The organism is Bacteroidota bacterium (assembly GCA_034439655.1).
In the GTDB taxonomy this organism is placed as follows: domain Bacteria; phylum Bacteroidota; class Bacteroidia; order UKL13-3; family UKL13-3; genus CANJUD01.
Genome location: JAWXAU010000191.1, coordinates 1 through 7,204, shown reverse-complemented (window position 1 = coordinate 7,204; position 7,204 = coordinate 1). Strand labels below are relative to the sequence as shown.

Here is a 7,204-nt window from a genome sequence, read left to right as displayed (position 1 = left end):
CCAAAAGAAAGGGACTAATTCCCCCGCATCCCGATAATTATCGGGATTAAGCGGGGCTTTCGGGATGTAGTTCGGCATTACCATTCTAAAAACTAAATCGGCCACAGGCAGAGAACTGTTTTAGTTTAAGAATTGGTATTAAGTACAAAAGATCCCAATCCTAAACTCCCTACTTTATACCTTATACTTGCTACTTCCCGCCGCGGCGGGCTAGCTACTTTATACTTTATACTTTATACTAATAAGTTGTTGTCATATCTTCATCCACACAAATAATAAAATCGGCTTTAGCTTTGTTTTCATCCAGTAGTTTATATATGTTTTCTTGAGTTACGGTACTGATTGTAATATATTTTAAATTGGGTCTATCTTTTTTCAAGTACCATAATATCCCTTCAAAATTATCGCTGTGAAACGCACCATTGAAATGAACAAATAGATTGCCGGGTATATAATTTTTTAAAGTGAAATAAGCCATGGTAGCATCTTTAGTGGCTTGAGCCTTGGGCATATTTGAGCCCCCATGTCCGCCCATCATTTCTATAATTTTAAGATAACCTGGCAAAGTAGAATCGTACGCCATGGGCAAAGGTGCCATCCATGTTTTCTCGAGAGCCGTTAAACTGTCAAGTGTTTGAAAACCACGTTTGAAAACCAGATTGGCATATTTACGGGGGATATTGGTGGCCACAAAGACCAAATGACTGTCTTTGGCAAAATTGACAAGCGGGGCGTAATCAGTTTTATAATTGGGCCATAGCCTTGCCAAGGTATCAAAAGCTTTTTGGTTAATTTTACCGCTTACGAATAAATCTAAAGCGGATTGGTTATCGGCTTCAATCATTTCTGCCCCCAAAGTAAGCTTACGTTTACGATATAAATCTTTGAGAGTTTCCAACTGCAGCCAATGAGCGATGGCACAATTATGTTGTTCGCCAAACAAGGCCACATCGGCCTCCGACATTGACTTGAGCATGGTGGCGTAAGACACTTTTTTGCCTTTGCTATCATATATAACAAAAGCATCTTTTTTTTGTGCAGCAAGGTCGTTGATTAATACCAGAAGCAATAGTGGGAGTATATATTTTTTCACGGGTCAAAAATAGGAAACTTTTGCCTGATATGAAATACACTGCATTCTTATATTTATTTTCCTGTATTTTTGAAACCTTTTTTAACCAAAACTATGTTCGAAAATTTCCCAAAACAACGCTCGGTGCTGCCCGAAGCCTACCAAAAAATTTATGCCGACCACTATAAGAAAAACCGCGATGGTGCTACTGCCGCCACTTCAGTATCGAACAAAATGGAGGAATGGTTACACAAAAAAGCGGCTGCCGACTTACAAGGTAAAAACGATAAAGCTACCTTAGAAATAGGTGCGGGGACACTCAACCAACTGCAATATGAAGACACGGCACCTTACGATATTATTGAACCCTTTAAAAGTTTGTTTGAAGGAAATCCTTTGCTGGCCAAGGTTCGCAATATTTATAACGATATCGACGAAATAGAATTAAAACCACAATACGACCGAATTACTGCTATTGCCACTTTCGAGCATGTAACAGATTTACCTAAGGTGGTGGCTAAAAGCTGCCTTATGATGAACGAAGGAGGTAGTTTGCGAATTTCAATCCCCAATGAAGGAACGATACTTTGGAAACTTGGCTATACACTTACCACAGGTATCGAATTTTGGCTGAAACACAAACTTCCCTATCATATACTAATGAACCACGAACATGTGAACAAAGCCAGTGAAGTAGAAGAGGTATTGAAGTATTTTTATGACGACTGTAAATGTTCCTGTTTTGGTGTGAGTAAAGGTTTGGCTTTTTATAGGTTTTACGAGTGTAAGCAACCTCACATAACGAGAGCCAACGAATATTTGAAAACCTATAAAGGCTCAGTGAATAAGTGAACATGGTGAGAATTGCTTGCGGAATGAATGTTTGCTAATGAAATATAAATCGAAGGTTATATATACACTTATTGGACTCTGTCTATTTTGGTTTTTATTTTTAAAACTGAGTGGGGCGTTCCAAAGTGGATTCCATTTTACCGACGACCATGCCATATATCAGATATCAGACGATTTAAAAGCCGATGGATATTGGCCCACCATGAAAAAATGGATAAGCAACGATTTAGAAATTCGATTCCGCTTTTTTTATTATATTACTTATATCACCAAAATCTATCTTTGGGGCGATACTTTTAATAACTATTACTATTATGATTTACTGCATGCGATGCTCGCAGCATCCTTATTATTTTTATTGGGATTAAAAACATTTAAGGGTAATAGGTTACTCTCTCTATTATTTTCATTTATGAGCATGATGGGCATGCAAGTAGCCTTATGGTATAGGCTTGGCTTGGGCGAAACAGAGGGTTTAACCTGTATATTGGCTGCTTGTTATATATATACCTGGGATGCGAAATCAATGTTCTCTAAAATTCTGAAATATAAATTATACTTCATTTTTATTATTTCGGGAGCGATGTTCAAAGAAACGTTTTTGATAGCCATTCCTGCTTTTACCGTTTGGATGCTGTATATGAAAAATCAGCATTTAAATTGGGAAATAATAAAAAACAATAAACTTTTTTGCAGCGTCAATATTTTATTAGTTTTGATTGGATTGTGCTGCATCAAATTTTTGGTGGGCAATCAAACTATTGGTTATGCCGGATATGACGGCTTCTCTTTCAAATACATCATAAACATTGTCAAATCTGCAGTGTGGTTGTTTTTGCTCACCAATGGTTTTGCCATTTCTTTGGGATTGATGTTATTATTCTGGGTCAAAAACCAAAGTAACACAAAACTAAAAATATTGTTCAAGAAATTCTTTTCCGATTTTGGGTTTATTATCATATTTAATATATTGTTGCTGGGGCCGCAATTTGTTATATATATGAAATCGACCATGACGGAGCGTTATCTGATACCTTCTACCCTAGGCCCGGCATTGGCGGTGTGCTTTGGGCTTATGTATTTGCTAGAACATGGGCAGAAATATTATAAGTATGCAATTATTGTTAGTATATTTTTGGCTACAAGTCAAGTTGGTGTAGCGTTCTACCGCACCTATTTATATGCGTGCGAAGGAATTAAATCGAACCAAATGTTGGACTATATTAAAGAAAATAGCGACAAAAACACGCCAATTCTTATAGCAGCCGAACCTACTATATATTATAATGAGTGGTTGTATTCGATGAAAACATATTTCAAATCGAGCAATAACAATCGGCAGAATATTACACAACTTTTACTGCTGTCGAAACCCGAAGATCAATATGAGTCATACGATAAAGAGTTAATAAAATATGCTAGAGAAAAATTTGGAATTCGTACCATAGAAAAATTAGATTCGGTACCCTACAAATTTATTATCGCTCCTGCTAAAAACCGTTTGCTGTTACTTTCGAAATCATCTTCTGGTATATTCAAAACCCATAAGCGATTGCTCGAGTATTCTGATTCTTATTTGGTGTGGGAATGGGATACGGCGGAAGTGAAAAATACGGAGGAGAAGGAATAAGGGGCATACGGCTGTTTAAATGACTGTATTGCCTACTTATGGCTTCCCTAATATTTCTAATTCCTTTTCCCCCATGCAACCCTTTTCCTCAATTTGAGGTCTTAGAGAAAAAAGCTATTTGGTGAAATATTTACAAGTTTTATTATTGGTTTTATTATTTTGGGGCATTGGCGAGTCCAAAGCCTATCATGTGCTAGGTGCTGACATGAGATATACCTACATCTCAACAGACAAATATGTAATTACAATTGATCTTTATAAAGATTGTAGTAATTCCAAAGCATCCCCTATAACTTTAAATATAAAAGACCTTTCGGGATGCGGATTAAGTAAAGCCATCGGTTTACCACAATTTAATTGCACCGATGTGACTGGGGTTTGTAAAACATCTTGTACTAAATGCAAACAAGGGAAATGCAATGTAAATGGGTTTCCTAATGGAGCTAATGCCAAGTGTACTTTTAATTATGGTATTGAGAAAGTAACGTTTCAAGACACCTTCAAATTTCCATCTTTTTGGTCGAGTAGCTGTTGCAAATTTAGGTTGTCCTTTAGTCAGGGTGCTAGGACCCAAGGTATCAGTACCTGCTGTAGTGCTCAAGATTTGTATTCATATATGGACATGGATAGGTGTATCAAAAACTCATCTCCAAATCCAAACGCATTGCCTACATTTTTATATAATGTAGGGACTAAACTAAGTATTAATATTGGAGCTACGGACTTCAAAGATTACGATTCGATATCTTATGAATTAGACACGGCTCTTCGATTGGCTACCAAGGCATGCAATTATCAAAGCAATTATACTTATAAGTTTCCTTTCTATTACGATGGATTTCCAAACATGAAATACTTTGATACATCCTCATATAAAGGTTTTATGTTTGATTCAATTTCTGCTACCCTCAAATTCAAACCCACTCAGCAGCAATCGGCACAGGTGGCTATACTAATGAGAGAATGGCGATATGATTCATCCAGCAAAAGCATGGTCAATATTGGACTCTCCAGAAGAGATTTACCACTGTATTTTTTCATAAAGATAAACGGGAATATGACTCCTATAATTAATGGAAATTCTAATAGGTCTGTGTGTGCTGGCGAAAAAATCTGTTATGATAATATGACCGTTACGGATACAAACATTAATGATGATGTATCAATTACTATCTCGAATAATATACCCAATGCACAATTTAGTAAAAAAACGGTGGGTAAACACGACGAATGGAGTATGTGTTGGCAAACAGACACGAGCAATATAAGTACCACCCCTTATTCATTTACCATTGATGCACGCGACAATGGTTGCCCACTGCCAACTTTCAGTACAAAAACATTTTATATATTAGTTAACAATATATATCCCAAAATTAGCTTTACAGCGACAGATGTAGGATGTAGAAAAGCCGAGCTGAAAGCTCTACCAATTGCGGGCTCCAATATATACAACAATAACGAACAGTATCAATGGTTCTATCCTTTTCCTTCTGGAGATTCTACCGATCTAAATAATAAGAACAAATCATCGGTAATACAATTTAACACTTCAGGATATAATATATATAAACTTAAATCAGAATATTTAGGATGCATTAACGAAGCCATCGATTCAGTCTTTATTGATACAGTACCCACTTCTCAAACGCTCCTGTGGGACAGTGCTTGCAAAAATAATTATAGCACTATGAAGTCAATTATTAATCATCCAAAAACTAGTTTTATTTATACATGGTACGGATTATCGTCAACAATGAATACAGGCACTTTCCTTTTGTTACATGATACTGTAATAAGATGTGAAGCAAGGAGTTTAGGTTGCAATCTGAAGGATAGTATTATAATAAAAGCGGAATCGCAGGCAAATTATAACATAAATCAAAATAAATATATTTATACTTTTGAACCGGGAAATAGCTATTACACTACCTACAAATGGTATTTTGGCGACGGTGATAGTTCCACTCAAATTAAACCTTCACATATTTATCGCACTGAAGGAAAATATAAACCCAAGTTAATTGTAACCTCCGCAAAAGGATGTGCTGCTACTTATAGTGATTTAGTTATAGTTGATTCATTACCTAGCGTTAAGCTGCAATGGGACAGTGTTTGCCGAGGGAATATTACTACAATTCGTGCGATGATTTTAAATGGACAAAAGCCCTTTAAAATTGCCTGGAATGGACAAACTAAAAATATAGATTCAATTAGCTTTTTATTGACAAATGATACCTTAATTCTTATAGATATCACGGATAGCTTGGGATTCTATTATTCTGATAGTTTATATATTCGTGCAAATCCTATTGCTCACTTTCAGTCGATCAAAAATAAAAATTTATATAACTTTATTCCATTAGTCCAGAATTATATAAATTACGATTGGCACTTTGGCGATGGTGATTCTTCTATGCAATTGACTCCTTATCACCTTTACAAAACAGCCGGGAAGTTTATTGTGAAATTAGAAATAACTACACCGCAACAATGCAAGAATGTCTATATAGATTCTGTGGATGTGGATTCACTCCCAATGGCATCATGGTCATGGGACAGTGCTTGCAAAGGAAATATAACTTCCTTTAAAGCCTCTGTGAAAAATGGATGGCCGCCCATATATTATACTTGGTGTGGACAAACATCCTACAATGATTCTATAAGCTTTTTATTTACCAATGACACTACAATTTATATAAATATTAATGACAATTCGGGATACAACTTTTCCGACAGTATGTTTATAAAAGCTGAACCCACTGCCGAATTTCAAATATCAAACATTCTTAATAGTTATACCTTCACCCCTATTGTGAAAAATTACCCCACCTACTTCTGGCACTTTGGTGATGGCGATAGTGCCACGCAAATGATTCCCAACCACACCTACACTACTAATGGTCCTTATACAACAAAACTAATTGTAAACTCTACAAATGGCTGTATTGATTCAACAGCACAAACTTTATCGGTCACGACTGGATTAAAACAATATCATACTTCCGAAATAAAACTCTACCCCAACCCGACCGGTTTTTATTCCATATTAGAATATAACAGTAATGAAAACACTATCATAAAAGTATATGATATAACTGGAAAAGAACATAGCAATATTGTACAAAAAAATACAGCAAATAACTCAGCTATTTTAACTCCACCTTCTGCTGGAATATATATAGTAAATGTAGCTACCGAAAAAGGGAATTATGTGGTGAGGTGGGTAGTGCAGTAAAGGGATTTGGGATTCTGGATTTAGGATTTAGAGCCATACGGCAGATGGTTAGCACCATTTACTATATTTCTCTTTAAATTCCTCTACAGTTGTATGTTGGCCTTCATCTATCTGCTTTCTAGCCGCATCCAAACTTCCTTTGAATTCTACTGAAGTTGTATGTGTGGCCTCACTATTATTACTAAGCATTACCAACTCATAAACCTGTTGAAGAAAAATATCCTTTCCATTTATGGCATTAATTTGTTCCAGAAGTTCGGCTTTTACAGTCATTGGTCTGTTTATAATTGTATTCAAAAATGTTTTTTCATAATATTTTATACCGAAACTCAATATATAATAGTCCAAAAGAAAGGGACTAATCCCCCCGCATCCCGATAATTATCGGGATTAAGCGGGGCTTTCGGGATGT

5 protein-coding genes are annotated in these 7,204 nt (G+C 36.0%); 3 read left to right on the top strand and 2 right to left on the bottom strand.

The features are described 5' to 3' along the window. Positions 1-238 precede the first annotated feature (238 nt). The gene (locus SGJ10_14430; GenBank protein ID MDZ4759321.1) at positions 239-1,093 is read right to left on the bottom strand and encodes a ChaN family lipoprotein; all 855 of its coding nucleotides are present in this window, start codon (positions 1,091-1,093) and stop codon (positions 239-241) included. Between the two features lie 69 nt (positions 1,094-1,162). Here SGJ10_14430 and SGJ10_14425 point away from each other — a divergent pair, with 69 nt between their 5' ends. The 3 genes from SGJ10_14425 (at position 1,163) to SGJ10_14415 (ending at position 6,792) form a co-directional block, all read left to right on the top strand. Next, on the top strand, positions 1,163-1,924 hold the full coding sequence (locus SGJ10_14425) for a class I SAM-dependent methyltransferase (GenBank protein MDZ4759320.1): 762 nt from the start codon (positions 1,163-1,165) through the stop codon (positions 1,922-1,924). Positions 1,925-1,961: 37 nt separating this feature from the next. After that, the gene (locus tag SGJ10_14420) at positions 1,962-3,554 is read left to right on the top strand and encodes a hypothetical protein (GenBank protein ID MDZ4759319.1); all 1,593 of its coding nucleotides are present in this window, start codon (positions 1,962-1,964) and stop codon (positions 3,552-3,554) included. A gap of 145 nt (positions 3,555-3,699) precedes the next feature. Beyond that, positions 3,700-6,792: a PKD domain-containing protein gene (locus SGJ10_14415; GenBank protein MDZ4759318.1), complete on the top strand. Its 3,093-nt coding sequence runs from the start codon at positions 3,700-3,702 to the stop codon at positions 6,790-6,792. Between the two features lie 48 nt (positions 6,793-6,840). On the opposite strand, the gene SGJ10_14410 is transcribed toward SGJ10_14415, so the two are convergent. Continuing rightward, positions 6,841-7,125, bottom strand: coding sequence for a hypothetical protein (locus SGJ10_14410; protein MDZ4759317.1), 285 nt, complete (start codon positions 7,123-7,125; stop codon positions 6,841-6,843). Between the last annotated feature and the right edge of the window lie 79 nt (positions 7,126-7,204).

Excerpts from the sequence above, each read along its gene's own strand:
- SGJ10_14420 (MDZ4759319.1), top strand. The coding sequence starts at position 1,962 with ATGAAATATAAATCGAAGGTTATATATACACTTATTGGACTCTGTCTA.